We start from the raw sequence: 25,672 nt of genomic DNA on the forward strand, positions 1-25,672 counted from the left end.
GGCAACGAGGAGAGGAATGCGACGACCGGCCCTGTAGGGCAGCGGTCAGTACGCAAACGCCTTGCGGAGCCGTTCCGTCGCGTCTGTCAGTACCTCGGTGCGCTTGCAGAACGCGAAGCGGACAAAGGGTGCGCCCTCCTCGCGGTGGTCGTAGAAGACCGCGTTCGGGATGGCCACGACCCCGGCGCGCTCCGGCAGGGCCCGGCAGAAGGCGAAGCCGTCGCTCTCGCCGAGGGAGCGGATGTCGGTGGTGATGAAGTACGTGCCGACCGTCCGGAACACCTCGAACCCGGCGTCCGCCAGCCCCGTCGCCAGTAGGTCCCTCTTGGCCATCATGTTCGCGCGGAACGCCTCGAAGTAGCTGTCCGGCAGCGCGAGGGCCTCGGCGACGGCGTACTGGAACGGCCCGGAGGCGACATACGTCAGGTACTGCTTGGCCGAGCGGACGGCGGCGACGAGATCGGGGGCGCCGGTAACCCAGCCGACCTTCCAGCCGGTGAACGAGAACGTCTTGCCGGCCGACCCGATCGTCACCGTCCGCTCCCGCATGCCCGGGAAGGCGGCCAGCGGCAGGTGCTCGGCGTCGTCGAAGACCAGGTGCTCGTACACCTCGTCGGTCACCACCAGCAGGTCCCGCTCGACGGCCAGCTCGGCGATCGCGGTCAGCTCCGCGCGGGTGAGCACCGTGCCGGTCGGGTTGTGCGGGGTGTTGATCAGCAGCAGGCGGGTGCGGTCGGTGACGGCGGCGCGCAGTTCGTCGAGGTCGAGGCGGAACGCGGCGCCCCCGTCCAGGTGCGGGCGCAGGGTGACCGGCACCCGGGTGCCGCCCGCCATCGCCACGCAGGCCGCGTAGGAGTCGTAGTACGGCTCCAGGGCGACCACCTCGTCGCCCGGCTCGACCAGCGCCAGCAGCGCGGCGGCGATCGCCTCGGTGGCTCCGGCGGTGACCAGGACCTCGGTGTCGGGGTCGTAGGACAGCCCGTAGCGGCGCCGCTGGTGTGCGGCGACGGCGATGCGCAGCTCGGGGACGCCGCTGCCGGGCGGGTACTGGTTGCCGCGGCCCTCGCGCAGCGCCCGTACGGCCGCCTCGCGGACCTCCTCGGGCCCGTCGGTGTCGGGGAAACCCTGCCCCAGGTTGATCGACCCGGTGCGCAGGGCCAGCGCGGACATCTCGGCGAAGATCGTCGTCCCGAACTCGGTGAGGCGGCGGTTGAGGAAGGTGCGCTCGGTGGAGGTCATGGCGGCCATCCTGCGCGCAAGCTCCGGACTTCCTCAACCCGCTGCACCGGCGGGCACCTGCTCCGGTGCCCACCGTACGCTCTCCGAACAGGGGAAACGCCCGTCGTCGTCGGTCGTCGCCGGCCGTTCCCGCACGGCCCGCGGACCGCCCGCCGCACCGGCGGGCACCCGCACCGGTGCCCACCGCACGCTCTCCGAGCAGGGGAGACGCCCGTCGTCGTCGGTCGTCGCCGGCCGTTCCCGCACGGCCCGCGGACCGCCCGCCGGGGAGGCCCCGTACCTGGTCACGCGGCCGGTGGTGCTCCGGCTGCGGCGCGTGCGGCACAAGAGGCCCGCTCCCCAGCCGGGAGCACTCGCTCAGGACTTGCTCCGGCTCTGGGCATCCGCCGCGGCGATCGCTTCGGCTTCGGCCTCGGCCAGCGCGACGGTGATGCCGAGTGCCTCGGTGATGTGCGTCGCGGCCGACATGACGCGCGCCGTGCCGACGACCGGGGCGATGGCGACGAGGACGTCTTGCAGTTGCTCGACCGTCAGGTTGGCCTTGATGGCAGGGTCGACGTGCGCGAGATAGGAGAGCGCCGGTGCGTCCATGGCCGCGAGCGCGGCCAGGCGGGTGAGGATGAGCGTGTTCTCGTCCAGGCCGCAGCGCTCGATCGAGTCGACCGTCATGGCGGCGAGCGTGTCGAGAACGGGGGCGTCAGACCTTGTGGTCATGTGCGGTCCGCCTTCCGGTGCCGTGCGGAGCCGACGCGTGCCACCCTGATCACGAGCCTCCACGAGCCGGCCGTTGACTCCTCCACGGTAGGAGCCGCGGGGACCGGACGCATGCCGGGCCGGCGGGTGAAACGGGGCACAGAACGCGGCCCACGGACGGCCCAGTAGGACACAGCCGGCCCCCGAACCGCCCCTTCCGCGCAGGTCAGGGGCGATCGTCCCGCGCGAACCTCTGGACTTCCTCAACTCTGCTTTGGGTCGTCCGGCGGCCGGGCATCTCCCCGGCACGCAAGCGAACGAGGCGCCCACGGGGGGCCGCTTCGGGGGAAACGGAAGGAGGGTGACGCCATGGTCTACGGCATCATCCTGGCGCTCTTCATGGCGTTCGTGCTCGTGTGCGTCGTGGCCGCGGTCCGCAGCGGCAGAAGCGCCGTGGCCGGCGGGAGCCGCCGGCGGAGCCGTTCGAACGGCGGTGGCGGCGACGGCGGCGGCGGGTGGTGGGCCGGCGGCGGCGACTCCGGGGGCGGGCACTCCTGCGGGGGCGGCTCGTCCTGCGGAGGCGGTGGCGGCGGGGGATGCGGGGGAGGCAGCTGACACGGGGCAGCTGAGCTCCGGCAGGGGGAACCGCATCCTGCCGCGGGGCGCCCGCCGGGACCCGGGTCCGGGCGGGCGCCGTCCTGTGCGCCCGTCCGTCGCCGTTCACGCTCGCTCCGGCGTGCGCCGGACTCGGACAGGCGTACGCCCTGGTTGAACAGGTGAGCTGATAAACCCTCCGAGGGATGGAAAGCCCACGAAGTTGGGTAAAAACGCTGTGGCGCCGCCACAGTTCATGATTCCCTCTAAACCACCAACGCGGCCCTCGGACGTCCTGCGGACCCCGCCACCGACCGGGCTCCCGACGGGGCCGCGGGCCGATCTCCCGGTGTCCACCGGGGCGCGCCGGACCCACACCGCCTTTCTTTGCGTGCCTAGCGGAGCCGATCCATGCTCACGACCCTGAAGACCTCCTACACCGACACGCGCGCGGCCGACCTCGCCTGGGCGCTGGGCCGTGAACCGCTGCCCGCGCTCGCCACCCTCGACCTCGAACTGGGCGGAGCCAAGCTCCAGTTGCGCCTGCTCGGCGCGTCCCACCAGGTGCTGCTGGAGGAGGGGCGGAGCAGTTGCTCGGAGACGGTGGCGTGCATCGCGGGCAGCAGCACGCCCCTGCCGCTCGGCGTGGCCGAGCGGGTGGGGGACTGGGAGTACGAGTTCGCCGCGCGGGTCGAGGTGCTGTCACCCGGCTCCTTCGCGGGCCGCGCCCAGGAGCTGCTGGCGCTCGTCTCCGACCACCCCCACGGCCTCGCCGGCGTCTTCCCCGGCGACCCGCACGCCTTCACGGCCCTGCTCGCCCAGCGCCACGAGGACCAGGTGCACTGGCGCACCTGGCACGCCTACCCGCAGGACGGCCAGCTGGTCGCGACCCGGACCCGGGTGGGCCGCAGCGGGTCAAACGCCCCCAGCCGTGATCACCGCCAGTTCCACACGTGTGGGTGACGAAGCGTGCCGCGGCCGTGACGTAACGTCGCAGTCGTGATCGACCCGCACGCGCCAGCCCCGCCCGGCACCCCGCCTCCCTGGCGCGCCCCCGCGCGGATCCCCGTGCGGCAGGCCACCGGACGGTTCCTGGTCCTCGCGGGCGTCTTCGTCTGCGCCGCCTGCGGGCTGGTGTACGAGCTGGAGCTGCTGGCGCTGGCCGCGTACCTGATCGGGGACTCGGTCACCCAGGCCTCCGTCGTGCTGTCGGTCATGGTCTTCGCGATGGGCATCGGCTCGCTCGCCGCCAAGCGGCTGCGCCGCCACGCCGCCGCCGGCTTCGGCGCCGTCGAGGCGGCCCTGGCCCTGGTCGGCGGGTGCAGCGCCATGGCCCTGTACGCCGTCTTCGCCTGGACCGGCGACTGGGGCGGGCCGTGGGCGGACGGCCCGCGCTGGCTGATGGTCCTCTTCTCCCTCGCCGTCGGCCTGCTGATCGGCGCGGAGATCCCCCTGCTGATGGAGCTGATCCAGCGCGTCCGCCGCCAGGACGCGGGCGGCGCGGTGGCCGACCTGTTCGCCGCGGACTACGTCGGCGCCCTGGTCGGCGGCCTCGCCTTCCCCTTCCTGCTGCTGCCGCTGCTGGGCCAGCTGACCGGAGCGCTGCTCACCGGCGCCCTCAACGTCGTCGCCGGCGGCTGCCTGGTGCTGGGCCTGTTCCGGCGCGACCTGACGGCCCGCGCCCGCCGGCTGCTGCTCACCGCCAACGTCGCCGTCCTCGCCGTCCTGGCCTGCGCCGCCGTCCTCGTCGACGACTTCGAACGCGCCGCCCGCACCGCCGTCTACGGCCGGGACGTGCGGGTGGCCCTCCAGACGGACGTGCAGGAGATCGTCCTGACCGGCGGCACCGGCGGCCGCCCCCTGGACCTGTTCATCGACGGCCGGCTCCGCGTCAGCGGCCGCGACGAACGCCGCTACCACGAGGCGCTGGTGCACCCCGCGATGGACGGCGCGCACGCGCGCGTGCTCATCCTGGGCGGCGGGGACGGGCTGGCCGCGCGCGAGGTGCTGCGGCACCGGGGCGTGCACCGGGTGGACATCGTCGAACTCGACCCCGGCGTGGTGGAGCTGGCGGACCGCAACCCGGCCCTGGCCGGCCTCAACGGCCACGCGTACGACGACCCGCGCGTCCGCGTCACCACGGCCGACGCGTTCCGCTGGCTGCGCGACGCGCCCGCGGGGGCGTACGACGTGGTGATCGCCGACCTGCCCGACCCGGGCATCACGGCCAGCGCCAAGCTGTACTCCCAGGAGTTCTACGGCCTCGCCCGGCGCGCTCTCGCGGCCGGCGGCCGGCTGTCGGTGCACGCCGGACCGGTCGGCTCCCGCCCCCGGGTGTTCTGGACGGTCGAGACGACGATGCGCGCGGCGGGCCTGCACACGGTCCCGCACCGGGTGTGCGGCCACGGCTCCGCCTTCACCGCCGGCCGCGCCCCCGGCCCGGCCCGTACCCCGCACGACTGGGGGTTCGTGCTGGCCGCCCCGCACGCCAGGCCGGCCCTGGACGCGGCCGGCCACGCCCTGGCGCCGCGGCGCACGGGACTGCCGGCGTCGACGCTGGCGCACCCGAGGTACTGAGAGCGCCGGGTGGAGTCGCCGGGCGAGTTGCCGTCGAGGGCGGCGTACTTCCGGTCACCCGCGGGTAGGCTCCGTCGGCATGGAGCATGAGGTGTTCGTCCCGGTTCCCTCCGACCGGCTGGGCGCGGCGCTCGCCGACCCGGCGCGGGTCGCCCGGGCGGTTCCCGGGCTCCAGCAGGAGGCGGGGTCCGCGCCCGTCGCCGGGCGGCTGAAGGTGCGGATCGGCAGCCACTCCATCACCTACCGCGGCAGCGTCCGCGTCAGCGCCCGGGACGACGGCTCGTACGCCGTCGAGGGCGACGCCGCCGAGGCCCGCGGCACCGGCTCGGTCGAGCTGGCGCTCACCGTCCGCCTGCGCGCCGCCGAGGGCGGCACCACCGTCACCGTCGAGGGCACCGCCTCGGCCGACGGCCGCGTCACCGAGCTGCCCGCCGACGCGGTGCACTCCGCCGTGACCCGCCTGCTCGGCCGCACGGTGGAGAACCTCGCCGCGGACGCCGCCGAGGAGCCGCGGGAGACGCGGCCGCCGCGCACCGCCGCCGAGCAGCGGCCCCCTTCCGTCTCCGAGGTCCCGCCCGCCTCCCCGGACCCCGCCGCCGGCGAGCCCGGGGCCGACCGGCCGGCCACGGCCGAACCCGCCGCCGAACCGCCCGCCGGTACCGGACAGCCCGCCCCCGCGCAGCACTTCGCGGAGGCGGCCGAGCCGCCCGCCGAGGCCGCGCACGCGCGCCGCACGATGATCGGCCGCAGCGCGGAGGAGGTCGACCACGCCCCGCCCCGCGGCCGCTACGCCCCCGTCCCGGCCCCGCAGACCGTCGCGCAGAACACCGTCCTGCGCTGGGCGGCCCCGGCGGCGGCGCTGGTGGTGGCGACCGCCGTCGTCGTGGGCCGGGCCCTGCGCCGCCGCCGCTGAGCCGCCACGGCCGGGCGGCCCTCTTGATCCCCCCAGTAGGGTCGTCCCGTGAGTAACGAACCCATCACGCTGACCGCGGGCGACGCGGCAGCGACCGTGCGGCCGGACCTCGGCGGCCGTGTCGCGGGGCTGCGCGTCGGCGGCACCGAACTGCTGCGCCAGGGCGACCGTTTCGGCTGCTTCCCGATGGTGCCCTGGTGCGGCCGGACCCGCGAGGGCCGGTTCCGCACCGGCGCCGTCCTGCACCAGCTGCCGCTCAACGCCCCGCCGCACGCCATCCACGGCACCGCCCGCGACGCCGCCTGGACCACCGCCCGCGTCACGGCCGACGAGGCGGTCCTGACGTACGACCTGGTGGATCCCTGGCCCTACTCCGGGCGGGTCACCCAGGTGATCGCGCTGGCGCCGGAGGCCCTGACGCTGACCATGGCCGTCGAGACGTACGACGACTCGTTCCCGGCGCAGATCGGCTGGCACCCGTGGTTCCAGCGGAACCTCGGCGGGGCCGGGGTGCGGCTCGACTTCAGCCCCGCCTGGCAGGAGGAGCGCGGCGACGACCACCTGCCCACCGGCAAGCGGACCGACCCCGGGCCCGGCCCCTGGGACGACTGCTTCGGCATGCCCGGCGGGGTCGACGTCACCCTCACCTGGCCGGGGCGGCTGGAACTGAGCGTCACCAGCCCCGAGAAGTGGGTCGTGATCTACGACGAGCAGGAGGCCGCCGTCTGCGTGGAGCCGCAGACCGGCCCGCCGGACGGGCTGAACACCTCGCCGCGCCTGGTCACGCCGCTGGAGCCGCTGGAGGCCAGCACGACCTGGCGCTGGCGCGGGCTCCGGGCGGACTGATCACGCGCGCCCGGCCCGTCCGACGAGACACCCCCTAAGCTGGCCTTATGACGACGGACGAGCGCGGCGCGCTGCTGCGGCAGATCAAGGACAAGGCCGTGGTGCACGGCAAGGTGACCCTCTCCTCGGGCCTGGAGGCGGACTACTACGTCGACCTGCGCCGCATCACGCTCGACGGCGAGGCCGCCCCGCTGGTCGGCCAGGTGCTGCTGGACCTGACCGCCGAGCTGGACTTCGACGCCGTCGGCGGGCTCACCATGGGCGCCGACCCGGTCGCCGCCGCGATGCTGCACGCCGCCGCCGCGCGGGGCCGCCGGCTGGACGCGTTCGTCGTGCGCAAGGCCGCGAAGGCGCACGGGCTGCAGCGGCGGGTCGAGGGCCCGGACATCGCGGGCCGCCGCGTGCTGGTCGTCGAGGACACCTCCACCACCGGCGGCTCCCCGCTCACCGCCGTCGAGGCGGTGCGCGAGGCCGGCGCCGAGGTGGTGGCCGTCGCCACGATCGTGGACCGGGCGACCGGCGCCGCCGAGAAGATCCAGGCGGGCGCGGGGGTGCCGTACCTGTACGCGTACGCCAAGGACGAGCTCGGCCTGGACTGAGATCCCGCCGCCGGGGCCCTCGGAGCATCCCGTCCCGTCTGGAAAGATGGGGCCGACGATGACGTCGCACCCAAGGTCTAGGTCAGGGCCGTAAGCACGCAGCACGCCAACCCGCACATACAAGGAGCGGACAGATGCCCATCGCAACCCCCGAGGTCTACAACGAGATGCTCGACCGGGCGAAGGCAGGCAAGTTCGCCTACCCGGCCATCAACGTCACCTCGTCCCAGACCCTGCACGCGGCGCTGCGCGGCTTCGCCGAGGCCGAGAGCGACGGCATCATCCAGATCTCGACCGGCGGCGCCGAGTTCCTGGGCGGCCAGCACAACAAGGACATGGTCACCGGCGCGGTCGCCCTGGCCGAGTTCGCGCACATCGTCGCCGAGAAGTACGACGTGACGGTCGCCCTGCACACCGACCACTGCCCGAAGGACAAGCTCGACGGCTACGTCCGCCCGCTGCTCGCGGTCTCCGAGGAGCGCGTCGCCCGCGGCCAGAACCCGCTGTTCCAGTCCCACATGTGGGACGGCTCCGCGGAGACCCTGGCCGACAACCTGGCCATCGGCCAGGAGCTGCTGGCCCGCGCCGCCGCCGCCAGGATCATCCTTGAGGTGGAGATCACCCCCACCGGCGGTGAGGAGGACGGCGTCACCCACGAGATCAACGACGAGCTGTACACCACCGTCGACGACGCCATCCGCACCGCCGAGGCCCTCGGCCTGGGCGAGAAGGGCCGCTACCTGCTGGCCGCGTCCTTCGGCAACGTGCACGGCGTGTACAAGCCGGGCAACGTGGTGCTCCGCCCCGAGCTGCTGAAGGAGCTCAACGAGGGCGTCGCCGCCAAGTACGGCCGCCCCGCCGACGCCAAGGTCTTCGACTTCGTCTTCCACGGCGGCTCCGGCTCCACCGAGCAGGAGATCCAGACCGCGCTGGAGAACGGCGTGGTCAAGATGAACATCGACACGGACACCCAGTACGCCTTCACGCGTCCCGTCGCCGACCACATGTTCAGGAACTACGACGGCGTCCTGAAGGTCGACGGCGAGGTCGGCTCCAAGAAGACCTACGACCCGCGCACCTGGGGCAAGCTCGCCGAGGCGGGCATGGCCGCGCGCGTCGTCGAGGCCTGCCGCAACCTGCGGTCCGCGGGGACCAGGCTGAAGTAGTACGCCCGTACGCGACGAGCCCGGTGCCACGGCACCGGGCTCGCTGTATACCTGGGGACATGCCCGACGTCCGGCTGGCCTCCCCCCGGGGCAGATGGCTGCTGCTCACCACGGTGCTCGGCTCGTCCATGGCCCTGCTGGACTCGACCGTGGTCAACGTGGCACTGCCCCGCATCGGCCAGGACCTCGGCGCGGACCTCGCCGCCCTGCAATGGACGGTCAACGCGTACCTGGTCACGCTGGCGGGGCTGATCCTGCTCGGCGGCGCCCTCGGCGACCACTACGGCCGGCGGCGGATCTTCGTGCTCGGCGCGGTGTGGTTCGCCGCCGCCTCGCTGCTGTGCGGGCTCGCCCCGAACGCCCAGGTCCTGGTGGCCGCCCGCGCCCTCCAGGGAGTCGGCGGCGCCCTGCTCACCCCCGGCTCGCTCGCCCTGATCCAGGCCTCCTTCCACCCGGACGACCGGAGCCGCGCGGTCGGCCTGTGGTCCGGCTTCGGCGGCGTCGGCGCGGCCGTGGGGCCGTTCCTGGGCGGCTGGCTGGTGGACGGTCCCGGCTGGCGCTGGGTGTTCCTGATCAACGTGCCCCCGGCCCTGGTGTGCGTGCCGGTGGCGCTGCGGCACGTGCCGGAGTCCGCCGCCGCGGGCGCGCGCCGCCGCTTCGACGCCCTCGGCGCCGCCCTGGGCGCGCTCGCGCTCGCCCTGGTGACGTACGCCCTGATCGAGGCCCCTGCCGGAGCCTGGACCGTCGGCGTCAGCGCGGGCGCGGGTCTGCTGGCCGCGGTCGCCTTCGTGGCCGTGGAGCGGCGGCGGCCCGACCCGATGATGCCGCCCGACGTCTTCGCCTCCCGCCAGTTCACCGCCGTCAACCTGGTCACCCTGTGCGTGTACGCGGCCTTCGGCGGCTTCTTCTTCCTCGCCGTCCTCCAGCTCCAGGTGGTCTCCGGCTACTCGGCGCTCGGCGCGGGCACCGCGCTGCTGCCGGCCACCGTGCTGATGCTGCTGTTCTCCGCGCGCTCGGGGGAGCTGGCGGAGCGGACCGGGCCGCGCGTGCCGCTGACGGCCGGGCCGCTGCTGTGCGCGGCGGGCATGCTGCTGATGCTCCGGGCCGGGCCGGACGCCTCGTACCTCGTCGACGTCCTGCCCGCCCTGCTGGTGCTGGGCCTCGGCATGGTCACCCTGGTGGCCCCGCTCACCGCCACGGTCCTGGCCTCCGTGGACGTCTCCCGGGCCGGTCTGGCGAGCGGCGTCAACAACGCGGCGGCGCGGGCGGCGGGCCTGGTGGCGGTCGCCGCGCTGCCCCTGGTCACCGGGATGGGTCCGGAGGCGTACCGCTCGCCGGACGCCTTCGACGCGGCGTTCGGCCGGGCGATGCCGGTGTGCGCGGCCGTGCTGGCGGCCGGGGCGGTGCTGGCCTTCGCGTGCGTCCGCCGGCCGGCCCCGGACCGCGAGCGGCCGGAGTGCCGCACGCACGGCGACGTGACCTGCCCGCCGCTGGAGCGGCTGGGGCAGCCGGGACCGCCGGGACCGCCGGGGCGCGGCGCGGCGGGCGCGCAGGGCGGGACGGGCGCTGTCCGCGGCGCGCGGCGATGCACCAGACTGGGACCCATGACGATGCACCAGAACCTCCTCGGGGGACCGCCCCCGACCCACCTCCCCGACGACCCGGAGCCGCGCGAGCTGCTCGCGGGCGGCACCCCGTCCGCCGACGTCGCGGCGAAGTACCCGACGTCCTCGCTGGCGTGGGCCCAGCTGGCCGACGAGGCGTTCGAGCGGGGCAGCGTCGTGGAGTCGTACGCCTACGCCCGGACGGGCTACCACCGCGGCCTGGACGCCCTGCGCCGCAGCGGCTGGAAGGGCCACGGGCCCGTGCCGTGGGAGCACGAGCCGAACCGCGGCTTCCTGCGCGCCCTGCACGCCCTCGCCCGCGCGGCGGGCGCGATCGGCGAGCAGGAGGAGCACGAGCGCTGCAGCCAGTTCCTGAAGGACTCCTCACCGGTGGCCGCCCAGACCCTCGGCTAGTGCCGCGGCAGGCAGCGTTCGCCCCGTCGCGGCGTCCGGCACGCACTCCCGCCGCACCGGCCGGAAGCCCGAGTACGTCCCGTACGAGGGCTTCCGGCCGGCCCGCCGAGGGCACGCACCGGACGCCGCTCCGCCACGGGCAGACGTGGCCTGCCGCGGCACTGGCGCCGTGTATCCGCGGGCCCGTCCGTGATCAGGCCGGCCTTGCGCGTCACCGGGGCATCCCCGACCATGCGGGGTGGGGACCGGGGCCCCCGTGTCGGTAACGGCAGGGGCGGACCGCTACCCGGAGTCACCGCAGGAGACAGCGATGTCCCAAGAGGCTCTCGACACGCATGAGCCCGAGACCCCGCCTCTCGACCCGAAGACCGACTGGAACGCGGGCACGACGCCGTACGAGGATACGTCAGGGCGGATGTGCTCACCCACCTCCAGCACCCTGTCTCGGACGATCCCGGGGAGCTGGTCTTCCTGGTCACGACCCAGGTGATGGAGCTGTGGTTCACCGTCGTCGTCCACGAGTGGGAGACCGCGGCGCAGGCGCTGCGCGAGGACGACGTGCCGGTGGCCGTCGCGGCGCTGAAGCGTTCCGCCCGCGAGCTGGAGGCGCTGAACGCCTCCTGGAAGCCGCTCGGGCAGTTGACGCCGGCCCAGTTCAACGCGTACCGCTCCGCCCTCGGTGAGGGCTCCGGATTCCAGTCGGCGATGTACCGGCGGATGGAGTTCCTGCTCGGGGAGAAGTCCGCGTCGATGCTGGTGCCGCACCGGGGCACGCCCCGCGTGCACGCCGAGCTGGAGAAGGCGCTGCACCGGCCGAGCCTGTACGACGAGGTGCTGCGGCTGCTGGCGCGGCGCGGGCACGCCGTCCCGGAGTCCGTGCTGCGGCGGGACGTGTCGCGGCGCTACGAGCCGTCGGACGAGGTCGAGGCGGTGTGGGCGGCCGTGTACGCCGGTGACCAGGACGCCGAACCGGTCCGCCTCGGCGAGGCGCTGACCGACGTGGCGGAGCTGGTGTGGCGCTGGCGCAACGACCACCTGGTCGCCACCCGCCGCGCGATGGGCGGCAAGCCCGGCACGGGCGGCTCGGCCGGTGTGGCGTGGCTGGAGAAGCGGGCCGGCAAGAACGTCTTCCCCGAGCTGTGGACGGCGCGGTCGTATGTCTGAGCCGAACGGTCGCCGGTCCGAGCTGGTCGCGCAGGCCGGGAAGCGGGACGCCGAGGACCCCCTCGCGGGGAAGCGGTCGGCGTTCGTCCTGGACGACGTGGTGTACCTGGACGGCAACTCGCTGGGCGCGCTGCCGGCCGCGGTGCCCGGCCGGGTGGCGGACGTCGTCCGCCGGCAGTGGGGGCGCCTGCGCATCCGCTCGTGGGAGGAGAGCGGCTGGTGGACCGCGCCCGAGCGGATCGGCGACCGCATCGCCCCCCTGGTCGGGGCGGGCCCCGGGCAGGTCGTCGTCGGCGACTCGACCAGCGTCAACGTCTTCAAGGCGCTGGTGGCGGCGGTGCGGCTGGCCGGGGACGGGCGGGACGAGATCGTCGTGGACGCCACCACCTTCCCCACGGACGGGTACATCGCCGGGTCGGCGGCCCGGCTGACCGGGTGCACGCTGCGTCCGGTGCCGCCGGGCGAGGTGGCGTCCGTGCTGTCCGGGCGTACGGCCGCCGTGCTGCTGAACCACGTCGACTACCGCACGGGCCGGCTGCACGACCTGCCCGGCCTGACCGCCGCGGTGCGCGCGGCGGGCGCGGTGGCGGTGTGGGACCTGTGCCACAGCGCGGGCGCGCTGCCGGTGGGGCTGGACGAGCACGGCGTGGACCTGGCGGTCGGCTGCACGTACAAGTACCTCAACGGAGGGCCGGGCGCACCGGCGTACCTGTATGTGCGGGCCGGCCTCCAGGACCGTTTCGACTCCCCGCTGCCGGGGTGGAACTCACACGCGGAGCCCTTCGGCATGCGCGGCTCCTACGAGCCCGCGCGGGGCGCGGTGCGCGGCCGGGTCGGGACGCCGGACATCCTGTCGATGCTGGCCCTGGAGGCGGCGCTGGAGGTGTGGGACGGCGTGTCGGTCGAGGCCGTGCGCGCGAAGTCCCTCGCCCTGACGGACTTCTTCCTGGAGTGCGTGGCGGAGTACGTGCCGGCGGGGCGGGTGGAGTCGGTGACCCCGCTCGCCCACGCGGAGCGCGGCAGCCAGGTCGCGCTGCGGTGCCCCGGCGCGGGGGACGTGATGCGGCGGCTGGTCGAGCGGGGCGTGGTCGGCGACTTCCGCGCCCCCGACATCCTGCGCTTCGGCTTCACGCCGCTGTACGTGGGCTTCGCGGACGTGGAGCGGGCGGGGCGGGTGCTGGGGGAGGTGCTCACCACCTGAGGGGCGTCTCGCCAAAACGGTTCACCTGACCCTCACCGTGGGTGACATCCCCGTGTGGTCCCACGTCACCGGCCTGATACCGTCCCCGCCGACGGCCGACCTCCCCCCTGGTCCGCCACCCCCGTCACGTCGTTGAGAGGTTGGAGCATGCCGGACGACGCCGCAGCAGCCCGGGCCGCCGCCGAGGAGGAGTCCGCCTTCTCGCACCCGGCCGTCGCCCCCGACGCCACGGCCGCGTACGGCGATCATCCCGACCAGGTCGTCGACTTCTACGCCCCGCACGGCCCGGGGGCCGCGGAGCCGGCGGTGGCGGCCTCCGCCCCGCTCGTCGTGGTGCTGCACGGGGGCTCGTGGCGGGCGCCGTACGACCGCCGGCACGTCAGCCCGTTCGCGGGCTTCCTGGCGCGCCAGGGGTTCGCCGTGGCGAGCGTCGAGTACCGCAGGGGCGCGGAGCGGCCGGACGGGGACGCCGGGCCGGTCGCCGGCCGCTGGCCGGAGACGTTCGACGACGTCGCCGCGGCGCTGGACGCGCTGCCCGCCCTCGTACGGGAGGCCCTGCCGCGGGCCGACCCGCGCCGCACGGTGCTCACCGGCCACTCGGCGGGCGGGCACCTGGCGCTGTGGGCGGCCGCCCGGCACGTCCTCCCGGCGGACGCGCCCTGGCGCACGGACCGGCCCGCGCCGCTGCGGGGCGTGGTGGCCCTGGCCCCGATCGCCGACTTCGCGGTGGCCGGGAAGCTGGAGGTGTGCGGGGGCGCGGCCGGTCAGCTGCTGGGCGGGCCGGAGCACTTCGCGGCCCGGCAGCCGTACGCCGACCCGGCGCTCCTGCTGCCGACCGGCATCGCCACGACGCTCGTCCAGGGCCGCGCGGACGCCGACGTCCCGCCGGCCGTCGCCGAGGCGTACGCGGCGGCGGCGGCGAAGGCGGGCGAGATGGTGGGGCTGACGCTGCTGGCGGACACCGGTCACTTCCCGCTGATCGACCCGGTGGCGGACGCGTGCGCGGTGGTGGTGGAGGAGATCGCCCAGCTGGCGTGGTGAGCACGCGCGTGGCCGCGTCGGCCGGGGCGTCCGGCCCGGTGAGCGGGAACGCGCCCGGTGCGGGCCCGGCCCCCGTGGGCCCGGTACCCGTAGTACCTGAGACGGACCCCGCAGGACCCCTCTCGCTGGGGACGACCGGGGCCCCCGCCCGGCCGTACGGTTTCGCACGTGACCGAGACGACCCAGACGCACACCCCGCCGGCCCCGCCGGGCGGTGCCGCGGCGCGCAGCCCCGAGTTCCGGCTGGCCCTGGACGCCCTGCGCGGGCTGCGCCAGGACCTCTTCGACGACGCCTTCGCCTACCGCCCGCTGCCCCGCAGGAGCGTCGACGGCCCCGTGACGCGCCGGCTGACGGGCCGGGCGCGGCAGTACGCGCAGTGGGCCCCGCACGCGGTGGTGGGGGCGGCGGGCCTGCTGGCGATGCTCGTCGGGTACGAGTCCAGCCGCGGCGCGTTCCTCGACGTGCTGGCCGGCCTCCTCGCCCTGGCCCCGGTCCTGCTGACCCTGGTCCGCCCGGTCGGCGCCTTCTGGGCGTCCCTGGCGGCGGCCCCGGTCTCCGGCCTGTGCTACGGCGGCTGGTACGAGTGGCCGTGGCCGCCCGGCAGCTTCCTGACGCACCTGACCGTGCTGACCGTGGTCGCCGTGCGCACCCGGCCGCGTACGGCCGCGTGGATGTGGGTGCTGACCCTGGTCTACGGGCTCTTCGCGGACACCCTGCACCACTCGGGCTACTACGACAGCACCACCGGCCCGATGCTGGTCCTGTCGGCGTTCGCGCTGCTGTCCGTCGCCGTGCTGCACATACGCCGCCAGGCCCGGCAGGAGGTGACCGCCCAGCGGACGGTCACCGCGCACGAGCGCTCCCGCCGCACGCTGCTGGAGGAACGCACGACGATCGCCCGCGAACTGCACGACGTCGTCGCCCACCACATGTCGGTCGTGGCCATCCAGGCGGAGGCCGCGCCCTACCGGGTGCAGAACCCGCCCCCGGAGCTGGAGCGGGCCTTCGCCACCATCCGGGAGAACGCGGTGGCGGCCCTGACCGAGCTGCGCCGGGTGCTGGGCGTCGTACGCGCCGAGGACTACGAGGCGCCCGAGGCCCCGCAGCCCACCCTCGCCGACCTGGACGCGCTGCTCGCCAACGTGCGCGACGCGGGCCTGACCGTCGACAAGGCCGTGACCGGAGCGGTGCGGGAACTGCCGCAGGGGGTGGGGCTGTCGGCGTACCGCATCGTCCAGGAGGCGCTCAGCAACACCCTGCGGCACGCGCCCGGCGCGACCGCCCGGGTCGAGATCGGCTACGTCCTCGGCGGCCTGGGCCTGCGCGTCGTCAACGGCCCGCCCCCGTACCCGGCCCCGGTGAAGCCCTCGCCCGGCGCCGGCCACGGCATCACCGGCATGCGCGAACGCGTCACCATGCTGAAGGGCGGGATGACGGCGGGCGCCACGGACGACGGCGGCTACGAGGTGGCGGTGTTCCTGCCGGTGGCCACGGTGAGCGAAGGAGAGGCATGACCATCCGCGTCCTGGTCGCGGACGACCAGATGATGGTCCGCGAGGGCTTCTCCGTGCTGCTGAACGCGATGCCGGACATCGAGGTCGTCGGCGAGGCGGTCAACGGCCGGGAGGCGGTCGAGCAGGTCCGCGAACTGGCTCCGGACGTGGTGCTGATGGACATCCGGATGCCCGAGCTGAACGGCATCGAGGCGACCCGGGAGATCATCGCTGCGGACGGCGCGGCGAAGGTGCTGGTGCTGACCACGTTCGACCTGGACGAGTACGTGTACCAGGCGCTGCGGGCGGGCGCCTCCGGCTTCCTGCTCAAGGACGCCTCGGCGCGGCAGCTCGCCGACGGCGTCCGGGTGGTGGCCTCCGGTGAGGCCCTGCTGGCCCCGTCCGTCACCAGGCGGCTGATCACGGAGTTCTCCAGGCTCTCCGGGCCCTCGGCCCTGCCGGCCACCGCCCAGGCCGCCTACGGGGACCTCACCGAGCGGGAGACGGAGGTGCTGGTCCTGATCGCCCAGGGCCTGTCGAACGCGGAGATCGCCGGCCGGCTGGTGGTGGCCGAGTCGACGATCAAGACCCACGTCAGCCGGATCCTGGTGAAGCTGGGCCTGCGGGACCGCACGCAGGCGGCGGTGTTCGCCTACGAGGCGCGGCTGGTGACCCCGGGCTGAGCGCGTCCCGGCCGCCGCCGTCCGCGCCGTACGGCCCCCTGTTCAGCGACCGGCCCGCCGCGTTAGCGTCCGTTCATGGCAGCCGCTCCCGATCTCGCCTTCGACCCCTGGGACCCGGCGTTCCTCGCCGACCCGTACCCCGCCTACGCGGAGCTGCGGGCCCGGGGCCGCGTGATCCGCTACGAGCCCACCGGCCAGTGGCTGGTCCCGCACCACGCGGACGTCTCGGCGCTGCTGCGCGACCGGCGCCTGGGCCGCGCCTACCGGCACCGGTTCACGCACGAGGAGTTCGGCCGGACCCCGCCCCCGCCGGAGCACGAGCCGTTCCACACGCTCAACGACCACGGGATGCTCGACCTGGAGCCGCCGGACCACACCCGGATCCGGCGCCTGGTGTCGAAGGCGTTCACCCCGCGCACCGTGGAGCGGCTGAGGCCGTACGTCGAGAAGCTCGCCGGGGACCTCGTCGCGGCGCTGGTCGAGGCGGGCGGCGGCGACCTGCTGACCGACGTGGCCGAACCCCTCCCGGTCGCGGTGATCGCCGAGCTGCTCGGCATCCCCGGGCCGGACCGGGGCCCGCTGCGCCCCTGGTCGGCGGAGATCTGCGGGATGTACGAGCTGAACCCGTCCGAGGAGACGGCGGCGCGGGCGGTGCGGGCCTCGGCCGAGTTCTCGGCGTACCTGCGGGAGCTGATCGCGCGGCGCCGGGCGGAGCCGGGGGAGGACCTGATCTCCGGTCTGATCGCGGCACACGACGAGGGTGAGCGGCTGACCGAGCAGGAGATGGTCTCGACGGCGGTGCTGCTGCTGAACGCGGGGCACGAGGCCACGGTGAACGCCACGGTCAGCGGCTGGTGGGCGCTGTTCCGCAACCCGGACCAGCTGGCGGCCCTGCGCGCCGACCACTCCCTCGTCCCCTCGGCCGTCGAGGAGCTGATGCGCTACGACACCCCGCTCCAGCTCTTCGAGCGCTGGGTCCTGGACGACATCGAGATCGACGGGACGACGGTCCCGCGGGGCGCGGAGATCGCGATGCTCTTCGGCTCGGCCAACCACGACGACGAGGTCTTCGCCCGGCCCGCCCGCCTCGACCTGACCCGCCGGGACAACCCGCACATCTCCTTCAGCGCCGGCATCCACTACTGCATCGGCGCCCCCCTGGCCCGCATGGAGCTCGCGGCGTCGATGAGGGCCCTCCTGGCCCGGGCCCCGGCCCTGACCCCCACCACCGAGCCCCGGCGCAGGCCGAACTTCGTGATCAGGGGGTTGCAGGGGCTCACCGTGCGGGTGGGGTGATCCCGCCGGGCAGCATCAGCCCCCACGCCCCCTCCCGCACCCGCCACGTCCGGGTCCGTACCGGGCCGCTGACGCCGGCGTCCGAGTGGTAGCGGAAGTCCGTGCCGGAGACGGTCACCGTGCGCCCCTGCGCGCGCAGCGGCGCGGCCGCCGCGCCCACCGACAGCGGGCGCACCTCGACCTCCGCCGCCCCGGAGCCGCCCGGGGTGACGGACACCCCCTCGACCGGCTGGCCCAGATCCACCAGCGTCGACCCGTCGACCTCCACCCGCAGCCGTGCCGGGCCGGGCGCGGGCGCCGACGCGACGCGCGCCGGACGGACCGGCACCAGGGTGCGCACGAGGGACTGGCAGGTCCGCAGCCAGGGCGCCCGCGCCACCGCCGCGCCCGCCCTGCCCAGCGGCACCGGCGGTATCCGCAGCGCGCCCAGCACCACCCCGTCGCTGTCGTCGACGAGCAGGTCCAGCCGCCGCTCCGCCCCCTCCAGCACGGCCCGTGCCGCCGACACCGCGCTCGTGGGCACCCCCAGCGCCGAGGCGAGCCCCAGAGAGGTCCCCACGGGGACGACCGCCAGCACACTTCCGGCCAGCTCCCGGCGGCGGTGCAGCAGGGACACCGCCCGCACCAGCGCCCGGTCGTCACCGATCACCACCGGCCGCCGAGACCCCCTGCGCTGGAGGGCCCGGGCGAACTCCTCCGGCCCGTCCGGCAGGCACACCTTGGTGGCCGCACCCGCGCTGAGCACGTCTTTCGCGATGCGGACGGACTCCCCGTCCGTCCTCCGAGCGACCGGATCGATGATCACCAGCAGCTGATCGGACATCGCGGAAGTCGCCACCTCGGTCATGCCTCGCTTCCTCGGGTAGCATCTTTGTGCAAGAGCCCCTTGCGCTATTGCGCCAGGGGTTTCGTCTATTCCGGGGCACCCGGTCCGACGGTTGCGGCCAACGACGGCCGCGGGCACGCGGCGGCACGAGCCACCGCGTACGCCCTCGACCATGGACATGCCCCGCCCGGAAGGGGTGTACGCGCGTGCCCGCACTTGTGCTGCTCGGTGCTCAGTGGGGTGACGAAGGCAAGGGAAAGGCGACGGACCTGCTAGGCGGGTCGGTCGACTACGTAGTGCGCTACCAGGGCGGCAACAACGCCGGCCACACCGTCGTCGTCGGCGACCAGAAGTACGCGCTCCACCTGCTCCCTTCCGGAATCCTGTCTCCCGGCTGCACGCCGGTCATCGGCAACGGCGTCGTCGTCGACCCGTCTGTCCTGCTCTCCGAGCTGAGCGGGCTGAACGAGCGTGGCGTTGACACGTCCAAGCTCCTGATCAGCGGCAACGCGCACATCATCACGCCGTACAACGTGACGGTCGACAAGGTGACGGAACGCTTCCTCGGAAAGCGCAAGATCGGCACCACCGGCCGCGGCATCGGCCCGACGTACGCCGACAAGATCAACCGCGTCGGCATCCGCGTGCAGGACCTGTACGACGAGTCGATCCTGACCCAGAAGGTCGAGGCGGCGCTCGACGTCAAGAACCAGGTCCTCACCAAGCTCTACAACCGCCGCGCGATCGCCGTGGACCAGGTGGTCGAGGAACTGCTGGGCTACGCCGGCAAGCTCGCCCCGTACGTCGCCGACACCGTCCTGGTGCTCAACCGGGCGCTGGAGGAGGACAAGGTCGTCCTGTTCGAGGGCGGCCAGGGCACCCTGCTGGACATCGACCACGGCACGTACCCGTTCGTGACGTCGTCGAACCCGACCGCGGGCGGCGCCTGCACCGGCGCCGGTGTCGGTCCGACGAAGATCAGCCGCGTCATCGGCATCCTCAAGGCGTACACGACCCGCGTCGGCGCGGGCCCCTTCCCGACCGAGCTGTTCGACGAGGACGGCGAGGCGCTGCGCCGCATCGGCGGCGAGCGCGGTGTCACCACCGGCCGCGACCGCCGCTGCGGCTGGTTCGACGCGGTGATCGCCCGCTACGCGACCCGCGTGAACGGCCTGACCGACTTCTTCCTCACCAAGCTCGACGTCCTCACCGGCTGGGAGCAGATCCCGGTCTGCGTGGCCTACGAGATCGACGGCGAGCGCGTCGAGGAGCTGCCCTACTCGCAGACCGACTTCCACCACGCGAAGCCGGTCTACGAGATGCTGCCGGGCTGGTCGGAGGACATCAGCAAGGCCAAGTCCTTCTCCGACCTGCCGAAGAACGCCCAGGCCTACGTCAAGGCCCTGGAGGAGATGTCCGGCGCCCCGATCTCCGCGATCGGCGTGGGCCCCGGCCGCGACGAGACGATCGAGATCAACTCGTTCCTCTGAGCGGAGCGCTCCGCTTCGGCAGCGCGACGAAGGCGGCCCAGGCCTCACCGGAGACGGTGAGGTGTGGGCCGCTGGCGGCTTTGGAGTCGCGGACGTGTATGACGTCCTGGCCGTGGGCCGCTTCGAGGCATTCGCCGCCGCTGTCGCTGCTGTAGCTGGACTTGAACCACCGCGGAGTGCTGGTCACTGGAGTTCTCCTGCCAACCGCTCGATGAGGCCCAGCGATTCACGAGGGCCCAGGGCCTGGGAACGGATCTTCGCATACCGGTGCGCGTACGTCGTCACCTTTGCCGGGTCGCCTACGAGGATGCTCTCGTCCTGCGGTTCCAGATAGACGAGGTGCTCGTGGTCCGGGGTTTCCACCAGCGTCATCTCGCCACGAGCACCCGCGTGTTCGCCGCAGAGGCCGCTGTCCACCGGCAGCACCTGGAGGGTGACGTTGCGGCCCTGCGCGCACTCGGCGAGGTGTCGCAGCTGCTCACGCATGACCTCACGGCTGCCGATGGTGCGCCGTAGCGCGGACTCCTCGATGATCAGCTCGATCAGAGCCGTCGGGTCCCGTTCGAAGAGGGCCCGCCGCGCCAACCGGGCCTCGACCAGCTCCTGGACGCGCTCCTCCTTGAGAGGTGGGTAGCCACCACCGATCAGCGCGCGGGCGTATGCCTCGGTTTGAAAGAGGCCGTGGACCACGAAAGTCACGTAGCTGGAGAGCGTCAGCGCCCTCTGCTCCAGCACCACATAGCCCTTGAACTGCGCCGGATACTTGTCCAGCCGCATCAGTTCCCGCGCCTTCTCGAACACCCCCAGCCCACTCCCGATCACCTCCTCCAACCGCACCAGCATCTGATCACTCGCGGGCTGCGCGCACGTCTCCATGGCGCTGACCGCCGACGCCGTGTAACCGATCTTCTTCCCCAGCTGCTCCTGCGAGAGCTGCTGTTGCTCACGCAGGGCCTTGGCCAGGGCGGCGACCATGTAGGCCGTACCGCCCGCCTCCGTCTTGTTCTCAGCCCGCGCCATTGCGGTCACCCCCGAACTCAACCGAACTCAACCGGTCGCAACTGTCCGCTACTCTTGTCGGACCGTGTCCGACCAACGACGTAGAGTCATGGAAAACCGTAGCCCCACCCACTGACACTGGCCCCATGAATGCGCAATGTGACCCGAACTGGGTCCCCCGCACCGGAATCCACCTCCGCAAGGCCGGCGTCCGGTTCGACGCGGTGCGCGTGGACGGCGACAGGGGCCGCGCCCTCGCCGACGACCTCGCGCGCATGACCGGCGGGGAGCCCGGCCCCGTCGTGGAGTCGTCGACGGGGTGCAGGGGCGTCTACTTCCTCGTCCCCGTGGGCGGCGCCTCCCACCGTCCGTGGCCGCCGGGCGTCACCCGCCTCACCGCGGGCCCGAACCACATCTCGTACATCCCGGTCCCCGCCCTCGACGGCATGACCTGGCCCCTCTCCTGGCGGTACCGCCCCACGGCCGCCGGCCGCCTGGTCCACCCGCGGCTGCTCCTCGCCGCCCTTCACTCCGCGTGCGAGCCACCGGGGGGTGAACCCGGAAAAGAGCCGAGAAGCCCCGGCGGGCGGCGCACCCTCAGCTGAAGACGATCATGGAGCCCTGTGCCAGGCTGCGGGTCGCCGCCGCGTGCAGGCCGAGCCAGACGTGGCGCTCGCGGGCGAACGGGCTGGGGTCGTACGGAGCGGGCACGGCCGGCTCCTCCAGCTCCGTGGGCGCCGAGGGCGGCTGCGGGGCCGCCGGCGGGCTGGCCGGGTCGATGCCGATCGACGGGGCCACGAACTCCAGCTCCCGCAGCAGTGCCTGCGAGGAGCCCAGCGGGCCGCCGCCCGCGAGGAGTTCGTCGTCGGACAGCGGGTGCGGGAAGTCGACGGGGACGTACGCTCCCGCGTGGTCGTAGTGCCAGACCAGGTGCGACTGCTGGGCCGTCCCCTCGAACATCTCCAGCAACTGCTCGTAGTCGCCGCCCAGCTCGTCGACCGGGGTCACCGGCAGGCCGCACACCTGGAGCAGGTAGGCGCGGCGCAGGAAGTGCAGCGCGTCGTAGTCGAAGCCGGCCACCGGGGCGACGTCGCCGGACAGGCCCGGCATGTACTGGTACACCGGCACCGGTGGCAGCCCCGCCTCGGCGAGCACCTTGTTGTATTGCGCGAGTTCCTCGGCGAACGGGTTGTCCGGCGTGTGGCACAACACGTCGACGAGCGGTACCAGCCACAGATCACAGGCCAAAAGAGGGCTCCTCACCACACAGGCGGCGCACAGCGTGTCGGTCGCAGAAGGGTAATCCGGGTACTGCGGGGCGGGACCCCGCGTGCAGGTCCCATACCCACGTCAGCCGGTGGCCAGCCGCTCGATCAGAGCCAGCGCGTGCGCGTTGTGCGCGGCCACCAGGGAGCGCGCGGCCTCGGTGTCGCGTCGGCACAGCGCGTCGATCAGTTCGGTGTGGCCGGCCCACAGGTGCCCGCGCAGATCGGGGAGCCGGCGCAGATGCTGCACCGCGCCCACCCAGGACTGCACGCGCAGCCGGTGCAGGAAGTCCACCAGGTAGGGGTTGCCGAACAGGCTGCTCAGCTCGCGCCAGAAGCGCAGGTCGTAGCCGATCAGGACGGGGAGGTCACCGGCGCACGCGGCGCGCTGCGCCTCCTCGCCGCGCCGGCGCACGCCCGCGAGCGCGGTGGCCGTGAACGGATCGCCCGGATCCCGGAAGTGGGGCGGGCCGCCCCGGCCGTGCTCCAGGGCGTGGAACATGCCGTCGATGACCAGGCTGCGGGCCTCGACCAGCCCGCGGAAGTCGGCGAAGGAGTACTCGCGGACCCGGAAGCCCCGGTGCTGGAGCGCGTCGAGCAGCCCCTGCGCGGACAGGTCGACCAGCGCCTCGCGCACCGGCGTCGCGGAGACCCCGTACTGGTCGGCGATCTCCCTGACCGTGAACTCCTGCCCCGGCTGCAACCGCCCGGCCAGCACCTCGTCGCGGAGCGCGTCCGCGATCTGCTGCCGCAGGGTGCTGCGGGTCACAGCGCCGTTGCCGCCGGTGCCGGGCATGATCGGAGGTCTCCTCGTCGCGTGCGGATGGCGTGCTCGTGGGGTGCCCACGAGCACGCCACCTTACGCGTTTCCCGGCCGGTCCGGCCCGGCCGGGCCGTGCTCACGCGGTGTGCTCGTCGGCCACCGACAGGGCCGCGTCCAGCGCCGCCAGCCCTGCCTTCAGCTCCTCCTCGTTCACGTTGCACGGCGGCACGACGTGCGTCCGGTTCATGTTCACGAACGGCCACACCCCGCCCGCCTTCGCCGCCGCGGCGAAGGCCGCCATCGGGGCGTTGGCCTCGCCGGCCGCGTTGTACGGCACCAGCGGCTCGCGCGTCTCCTTGTTCCTGACCAGGTCGAGCGCCCAGAACATGCCGACGCCGCGCACCTCGCCCACGCACGGGTGCCGCTCGGCCAGCTCCCGCAGGGCCGGCCCGACGACCTCGGCGCCCAGCCGGGCGGCGTGCTCCACGACGCCCTCCTCGGCCATCACGCCGATCGTCGCGACGGCGGCGGCGCAGGCGAGCGGGTGGCCGGAGTACGTCAGGCCGCCCGGGTACGGCCGCTTGCCGAAGGTCTCGGCGATCTCCCCGCAGATGGCCACGCCGCCCAGCGGCACGTACCCGGAGTTGACGCCCTTGGCGAAGGTCATCAGGTCGGGCACGACGTCGAACAGGTCGGCCGCGAACCACTCGCCGGTCCGCCCGAACCCGGCCATCACCTCGTCCAGCACGAAGACGATCCCGTACGTGTCGCAGAGCCGGCGGACGCCCGCCAGGTACCCGGGCGGCGGCACCATGATCCCCGCGGTGCCCGGGATCGTCTCCAGGACGATCGCGGCGATGGTCGCCGGGCCCTCGAAGACGATCGTCGACTCCAGGTGCTCCAGCGCCCGGGCGCACTCCTGCTCCTCGGTCTCGGCGTAGAAGCGCGAGCGGTAGAGGAAGGGCGCCCAGAAGTGGACGACGCCCGCGGCGCCGCTGTCGTTGGCCCAGCGGCGCGGATCGCCGCTGAGGTTGATCGCCTGCTGGGTGCCGCCGTGGTACGAGCGGTAGGCCGAGAGCACCTTGGGGCGGCCCGTGTGCAGCCGGGCCATGCGCACCGCGTGCTCGACGGCGTCGGCGCCGCCGTTGGTGAAGAAGATCTTGTCCAGGTCGCCGGGGGTGCGCTCGGCGATCAGCCGGGCGGCCTCGGAGCGGGCCTCGACGGCGAAGGCGGGCGCGAAGGTGGACAGGGTCGCGGCCTGCTCCTGGATCGCGGCGACGACCTTGGGGTGCTGGTAGCCGATGTTGGTGAAGACGAGGCCGCTGGTGAAGTCGAGGTAGCGGTTGCCGTCGTAGTCCCAGAAGTACGAGCCCTCCGCACCGGCGACGGCGAGCGGGTCGATGAGCTCCTGCGCGGACCAGGAGTGGAACACGTGCGCGCGGTCCGCGGCCTTCACGGCTGCGCCGGCGGCGGAATGGGGCTGAGGGGTCATGCCGCCGAGGGTAAATGTCCGGGATGCGGACGCGACATCGGCGTCCTGTATGGGGTCGCGCACATTCCGCGACAGACTGTCGACGGCCCGCCCCGGCACGCGCGGCCGCCGGACGTGGGGCGACGGGCCGCGGAACGCCGGCCTCCGGTGCGGAACCGCGGGCAGCGGCCCGGCCGTCTCTCCGTACCGCCGCATTATTCTTCGGTCAACGCACAGGGCGGATGGGGGAGGCGGGTTTCGCCGTGGACACACTGGGGCCTGGGGATCCACCGCGGATCGGTGCCTACCGGCTGCTGGCGCGGCTCGGCGCCGGCGGGATGGGGCAGGTGTATCTGGCGCGCTCGGACCGGGGGCGGACCGTCGCGGTCAAGCTGGTGCGCGCGGAGCTGGCCGCGCAGGAGGAGTTCCGCGCCCGGTTCCGGCAGGAGGTGCAGGCCGCGCGGCGGGTCGGCGGCCACTGGACCGCGCCCGTGCTCGACGCCGACACCGAGGCGGCCGTGCCGTGGGTGGCCACCGGCTATGTCGCGGGGCCGAGCCTGCAGCAGGTCGTCGGGCGGGAGCACGGGGCGCTGCCCGAGCGGTCGGTGCGGATCCTGGCGGCCGGGCTGGCGCACGCGCTGAAGGACATCCACGCCGCCGGGATCGTGCACCGCGACCTCAAGCCGTCCAACGTGCTGGTGACCATCGACGGGCCCCGGGTCATCGACTTCGGGATCGCGCGGGCGATGGAGACGGTGACCGACGGGGGCCTGACCCGGACCGGCGCCCTCGTCGGCTCGCCCGGTTTCATGGCGCCCGAGCAGGTGCGCGGCGACCGCATCACCCCGGCCTGCGACGTCTTCTGCCTCGGCTCGGTCCTCGCCTACGCCGCGACCGGCACCCTCCCCTTCGGCGGCGCCGACAGCGGGGTGCACGCCCTGATGTTCCGCATCGCCCAGGAGGAACCCGGCCTGGACGGCGTCCCCGAGGGCGTCGCCGACCTCGTCCGCGACTGCCTGCGCAAGGACCCGGCCGCCCGGCCGACGCTGGACGACGTCCTGCGCCGCACGGGCGCGGAGGACACGGTCACCGGCGGGCGGTCCCGGGATCCCTGGCTGCCGGGCGCGCTGGTGGCCCAGCTCGGCCGGCACGCGGTGCGGCTGCTGGACACGGAGGACCCGCAGGCGGCCGGCGGCACCGACGCCGGTCGGCGCACCACACCCGAGCACGCCTCCGCCGCCGACGAGGCGCTGCCCGCCGCGGCGGGGCAGCGGCCGGGCCCGCGACCGCAGGACCGGACGCCCACCGCGGCCGCGGCCCAGGGCGCCGCACCG

Annotated in this window: 24 protein-coding genes and 2 pseudogenes; 18 read left to right on the forward strand and 8 right to left on the reverse strand. The window is 74.1% G+C overall.

The genetic code is table 11. The annotated features are described in order from the left end of the window. Positions 1-45 precede the first annotated feature (45 nt). Both ACFF45_RS18345 and ACFF45_RS18350 read right to left on the reverse strand, forming a co-directional pair. Positions 46-1,248, reverse strand: a complete 1,203-nt coding sequence (locus tag ACFF45_RS18345) for a pyridoxal phosphate-dependent aminotransferase (protein WP_381347241.1) — start codon at positions 1,246-1,248, stop codon at positions 46-48. Positions 1,249-1,596: 348 nt separating this feature from the next. After that, positions 1,597-1,953, reverse strand: coding sequence for a carboxymuconolactone decarboxylase family protein (locus ACFF45_RS18350; RefSeq protein WP_381347243.1), 357 nt, complete (start codon positions 1,951-1,953; stop codon positions 1,597-1,599). A 348-nt stretch (positions 1,954-2,301) separates the two neighbouring features. Between ACFF45_RS18350 and ACFF45_RS18355 the strand changes: the two genes are divergently transcribed. The 15 genes and pseudogenes from ACFF45_RS18355 (at position 2,302) to ACFF45_RS18425 (ending at position 17,524) form a co-directional block, all read left to right on the forward strand. Beyond that, positions 2,302-2,547, forward strand: a complete 246-nt coding sequence (locus ACFF45_RS18355) for a hypothetical protein (RefSeq protein WP_381347245.1) — start codon at positions 2,302-2,304, stop codon at positions 2,545-2,547. Between the two features lie 390 nt (positions 2,548-2,937). Beyond that, positions 2,938-3,489: a DUF2617 family protein gene (locus ACFF45_RS18360; RefSeq protein ID WP_381347247.1), complete on the forward strand. Its 552-nt coding sequence runs from the start codon at positions 2,938-2,940 to the stop codon at positions 3,487-3,489. Between the two features lie 36 nt (positions 3,490-3,525). Next, on the forward strand, positions 3,526-5,103 hold the full coding sequence (locus ACFF45_RS18365; RefSeq protein ID WP_381347249.1) for a polyamine aminopropyltransferase: 1,578 nt from the start codon (positions 3,526-3,528) through the stop codon (positions 5,101-5,103). Between the two features lie 79 nt (positions 5,104-5,182). Continuing rightward, the gene (locus ACFF45_RS18370) at positions 5,183-6,016 is read left to right on the forward strand and encodes an SRPBCC domain-containing protein (RefSeq protein WP_381347251.1); all 834 of its coding nucleotides are present in this window, start codon (positions 5,183-5,185) and stop codon (positions 6,014-6,016) included. A 48-nt stretch (positions 6,017-6,064) separates the two neighbouring features. Beyond that, positions 6,065-6,862, forward strand: a complete 798-nt coding sequence (locus tag ACFF45_RS18375; protein WP_381347253.1) for an aldose epimerase family protein — start codon at positions 6,065-6,067, stop codon at positions 6,860-6,862. 47 nt (positions 6,863-6,909) lie between these two features. Continuing rightward, complete coding sequence (gene pyrE, locus ACFF45_RS18380; RefSeq protein ID WP_381347254.1) at positions 6,910-7,461, forward strand: orotate phosphoribosyltransferase; 552 nt, start codon at positions 6,910-6,912, stop codon at positions 7,459-7,461. A 134-nt stretch (positions 7,462-7,595) separates the two neighbouring features. Further along, entirely contained in the window at positions 7,596-8,627 is a 1,032-nt protein-coding gene (fbaA, locus tag ACFF45_RS18385) for a class II fructose-bisphosphate aldolase (RefSeq protein ID WP_381347256.1), read from the forward strand. 59 nt (positions 8,628-8,686) lie between these two features. Then, a pseudogene (locus ACFF45_RS18390) lies at positions 8,687-10,135 on the forward strand (MFS transporter); the annotation flags it as partial. A gap of 102 nt (positions 10,136-10,237) precedes the next feature. After that, a complete protein-coding gene (locus ACFF45_RS18395; protein ID WP_381347289.1) occupies positions 10,238-10,645 on the forward strand; it encodes a DUF3151 domain-containing protein in 408 nt (135 codons plus the stop codon). Between the two features lie 310 nt (positions 10,646-10,955). Further along, positions 10,956-11,809, forward strand: a pseudogene (locus ACFF45_RS18400) (tryptophan 2,3-dioxygenase family protein). Beyond that, positions 11,802-13,010, forward strand: a complete 1,209-nt coding sequence (kynU, locus tag ACFF45_RS18405) for a kynureninase (protein ID WP_381347258.1) — start codon at positions 11,802-11,804, stop codon at positions 13,008-13,010. The pseudogene ACFF45_RS18400 and the gene kynU overlap by 8 nt, the downstream one beginning before the upstream one ends. A gap of 147 nt (positions 13,011-13,157) precedes the next feature. Then, a complete protein-coding gene (locus ACFF45_RS18410; RefSeq protein WP_381347260.1) occupies positions 13,158-14,051 on the forward strand; it encodes an alpha/beta hydrolase in 894 nt (297 codons plus the stop codon). Positions 14,052-14,219: 168 nt separating this feature from the next. After that, positions 14,220-15,566 (forward strand): sensor histidine kinase, encoded by a 1,347-nt coding sequence (locus ACFF45_RS18415; protein WP_381347262.1) that lies wholly within the window; start codon positions 14,220-14,222, stop codon positions 15,564-15,566. After that, entirely contained in the window at positions 15,563-16,228 is a 666-nt protein-coding gene (locus tag ACFF45_RS18420) for a response regulator (protein WP_381347264.1), read from the forward strand. The genes ACFF45_RS18415 and ACFF45_RS18420 overlap by 4 nt, the downstream gene beginning before the upstream one ends. A gap of 75 nt (positions 16,229-16,303) precedes the next feature. Next, complete coding sequence (locus tag ACFF45_RS18425) at positions 16,304-17,524, forward strand: cytochrome P450 (protein ID WP_381347266.1); 1,221 nt, start codon at positions 16,304-16,306, stop codon at positions 17,522-17,524. Here ACFF45_RS18425 and ACFF45_RS18430 read toward each other — a convergent pair. Further along, positions 17,505-18,371, reverse strand: a complete 867-nt coding sequence (locus ACFF45_RS18430; RefSeq protein WP_381347268.1) for a diacylglycerol kinase family protein — start codon at positions 18,369-18,371, stop codon at positions 17,505-17,507. The genes ACFF45_RS18425 and ACFF45_RS18430 overlap by 20 nt on opposite strands. 185 nt (positions 18,372-18,556) lie before the next feature. Here ACFF45_RS18430 and ACFF45_RS18435 point away from each other — a divergent pair, with 185 nt between their 5' ends. Beyond that, entirely contained in the window at positions 18,557-19,840 is a 1,284-nt protein-coding gene (locus ACFF45_RS18435; RefSeq protein WP_381347270.1) for an adenylosuccinate synthase, read from the forward strand. On the opposite strand, the gene ACFF45_RS18440 is transcribed toward ACFF45_RS18435, so the two are convergent. After that, a complete protein-coding gene (locus ACFF45_RS18440; protein WP_381347272.1) occupies positions 19,824-20,027 on the reverse strand; it encodes a DUF397 domain-containing protein in 204 nt (67 codons plus the stop codon). The genes ACFF45_RS18435 and ACFF45_RS18440 overlap by 17 nt on opposite strands. Then, complete coding sequence (locus ACFF45_RS18445; RefSeq protein WP_381347274.1) at positions 20,024-20,860, reverse strand: DUF5753 domain-containing protein; 837 nt, start codon at positions 20,858-20,860, stop codon at positions 20,024-20,026. Before ACFF45_RS18445 ends, ACFF45_RS18440 begins: the two co-directional genes overlap by 4 nt. Before the next feature lie 125 nt (positions 20,861-20,985). On the opposite strand from ACFF45_RS18445, the gene ACFF45_RS18450 reads away from it, so the two are divergent. Beyond that, a complete protein-coding gene (locus ACFF45_RS18450) occupies positions 20,986-21,444 on the forward strand; it encodes a hypothetical protein (protein WP_381347276.1) in 459 nt (152 codons plus the stop codon). Here the strand turns inward: ACFF45_RS18450 and ACFF45_RS18455 are convergent. The 3 genes from ACFF45_RS18455 to ACFF45_RS18465 all read right to left on the reverse strand — a co-directional run bounded on the left by ACFF45_RS18455 (position 21,437) and on the right by ACFF45_RS18465 (position 24,359). Further along, a complete protein-coding gene (locus tag ACFF45_RS18455; RefSeq protein WP_381347278.1) occupies positions 21,437-22,087 on the reverse strand; it encodes a putative DNA-mimic protein in 651 nt (216 codons plus the stop codon). The genes ACFF45_RS18450 and ACFF45_RS18455 overlap by 8 nt on opposite strands. 102 nt (positions 22,088-22,189) lie before the next feature. Further along, positions 22,190-22,900, reverse strand: coding sequence for a GntR family transcriptional regulator (locus ACFF45_RS18460; protein WP_381347280.1), 711 nt, complete (start codon positions 22,898-22,900; stop codon positions 22,190-22,192). 103 nt (positions 22,901-23,003) lie between these two features. Beyond that, positions 23,004-24,359 (reverse strand): aspartate aminotransferase family protein, encoded by a 1,356-nt coding sequence (locus ACFF45_RS18465; protein WP_381347282.1) that lies wholly within the window; start codon positions 24,357-24,359, stop codon positions 23,004-23,006. Positions 24,360-24,601: 242 nt separating this feature from the next. On the opposite strand from ACFF45_RS18465, the gene ACFF45_RS18470 reads away from it, so the two are divergent. After that, positions 24,602-25,672, forward strand: a 1,071-nt coding sequence (locus ACFF45_RS18470; protein ID WP_381347283.1) for a serine/threonine-protein kinase, incomplete at its 3' end; no start/stop codon positions are given.

It is taken from the genome of Streptomyces cinereospinus (assembly GCF_042430725.1).
Taxonomy (GTDB): Bacteria; Actinomycetota; Actinomycetes; order Streptomycetales; family Streptomycetaceae; genus Streptomyces; species Streptomyces cinereospinus.

Excerpts from the sequence above, each read along its gene's own strand:
- ACFF45_RS18465 (WP_381347282.1), bottom strand. The coding sequence starts at position 24,359 with ATGACCCCTCAGCCCCATTCCGCCGCCGGCGCAGCCGTGAAGGCCGCG.
- kynU (WP_381347258.1), top strand. The coding sequence starts at position 11,802 with ATGTCTGAGCCGAACGGTCGCCGGTCCGAGCTGGTCGCGCAGGCCGGG.
- ACFF45_RS18450 (WP_381347276.1), top strand. The coding sequence starts at position 20,986 with ATGAATGCGCAATGTGACCCGAACTGGGTCCCCCGCACCGGAATCCAC.
- ACFF45_RS18425 (WP_381347266.1), top strand. The coding sequence starts at position 16,304 with ATGGCAGCCGCTCCCGATCTCGCCTTCGACCCCTGGGACCCGGCGTTC.
- ACFF45_RS18345 (WP_381347241.1), bottom strand. The coding sequence starts at position 1,248 with ATGGCCGCCATGACCTCCACCGAGCGCACCTTCCTCAACCGCCGCCTC.
- ACFF45_RS18360 (WP_381347247.1), top strand. The coding sequence starts at position 2,938 with ATGCTCACGACCCTGAAGACCTCCTACACCGACACGCGCGCGGCCGAC.
- fbaA (WP_381347256.1), top strand. The coding sequence starts at position 7,596 with ATGCCCATCGCAACCCCCGAGGTCTACAACGAGATGCTCGACCGGGCG.
- pyrE (WP_381347254.1), top strand. The coding sequence starts at position 6,910 with ATGACGACGGACGAGCGCGGCGCGCTGCTGCGGCAGATCAAGGACAAG.
- ACFF45_RS18460 (WP_381347280.1), bottom strand. The coding sequence starts at position 22,900 with ATGCCCGGCACCGGCGGCAACGGCGCTGTGACCCGCAGCACCCTGCGG.
- ACFF45_RS18350 (WP_381347243.1), bottom strand. The coding sequence starts at position 1,953 with ATGACCACAAGGTCTGACGCCCCCGTTCTCGACACGCTCGCCGCCATG.
- ACFF45_RS18355 (WP_381347245.1), top strand. The coding sequence starts at position 2,302 with ATGGTCTACGGCATCATCCTGGCGCTCTTCATGGCGTTCGTGCTCGTG.
- ACFF45_RS18410 (WP_381347260.1), top strand. The coding sequence starts at position 13,158 with ATGCCGGACGACGCCGCAGCAGCCCGGGCCGCCGCCGAGGAGGAGTCC.
- ACFF45_RS18445 (WP_381347274.1), bottom strand. The coding sequence starts at position 20,860 with ATGGCGCGGGCTGAGAACAAGACGGAGGCGGGCGGTACGGCCTACATG.
- ACFF45_RS18420 (WP_381347264.1), top strand. The coding sequence starts at position 15,563 with ATGACCATCCGCGTCCTGGTCGCGGACGACCAGATGATGGTCCGCGAG.
- ACFF45_RS18395 (WP_381347289.1), top strand. The coding sequence starts at position 10,238 with ATGCACCAGAACCTCCTCGGGGGACCGCCCCCGACCCACCTCCCCGAC.
- ACFF45_RS18430 (WP_381347268.1), bottom strand. The coding sequence starts at position 18,371 with ATGACCGAGGTGGCGACTTCCGCGATGTCCGATCAGCTGCTGGTGATC.
- ACFF45_RS18370 (WP_381347251.1), top strand. The coding sequence starts at position 5,183 with ATGGAGCATGAGGTGTTCGTCCCGGTTCCCTCCGACCGGCTGGGCGCG.